General features: G+C 67.8%; 1 protein-coding gene. It reads right to left on the reverse strand.

Annotated elements, in window-relative coordinates; all coding sequences use genetic code 11:
- Nucleotides 1-5: 5 nt before the first annotated feature.
- Nucleotides 6-632: a superoxide dismutase gene (locus WFH32_RS19240; protein ID WP_129429624.1), complete on the reverse strand. Its 627-nt coding sequence runs from the start codon at nucleotides 630-632 to the stop codon at nucleotides 6-8.
- Between the last annotated feature and the right edge of the window lies 1 nt (nucleotide 633).

A 633-nucleotide genomic window follows, 5' to 3' on the forward strand; every position in this document is an offset into this window, starting at 1 on the left:
GAGGGTCAGGCGGGGATGATGAGGCCTTCGCCCTGGGTGCGGGCGCGGGCGAGGCGTGCGTCGGCGTCGGCCCAGTTGACGAGGTTCCACCAGGCGGTGACGTAGTCGGCGCGCACGTTCTGGTAGTCCAGGTAGTAGGCGTGCTCCCAGACGTCGAGCAGGACGATCGGGACCAGGCCCAGGGCGATGTTGCCCTGCTGGTCGTAGAGCTGGACGATGATGAGCTTCTTGCCGAGGGTGTCCCAGGCGAGGATGGCCCAGCCCGAGCCCTGGACGCCTGCGGCGACGGCGGCGAAGTGCTTCTTGAACTTCTCGAAGGAGCCGAAGTCCTCGGCGATGGCTGCGGCGATGTCGCCGGTGGGCTCGCCGCCGCCCTCGGGGGAGAGGTTGGTCCAGAACGCGGAGTGGTTGACGTGTCCGCCGAGGTTGAACGCGAGGTTCTTCTCGTGGAGGTTGACCGCGGCGAGGTCGCCGGAGTCGCGGGCCTCGGCGAGCTTCTCGAGTGCCGTGTTGGCGCCGGTCACGTAGGCCTGGTGGTGCTTGGAGTGGTGCAGCTCCATGATGCGGCCGGAGATGTGGGGCTCGAGTGCGCCGTAGTCGTACGACAGCTCGGGAAGGGTGTAGACAGCCATG

It is taken from the genome of Oerskovia sp. USHLN155, assembly GCF_037145535.1.
Taxonomy (GTDB): Bacteria; Actinomycetota; Actinomycetes; order Actinomycetales; family Cellulomonadaceae; genus Oerskovia; species Oerskovia rustica.

Bases quoted from the DNA above. Each gene is read 5' to 3' on its own strand.
- WFH32_RS19240 (WP_129429624.1), bottom strand. From the start codon at position 632: ATGGCTGTCTACACCCTTCCCGAGCTGTCGTACGACTACGGCGCACTC.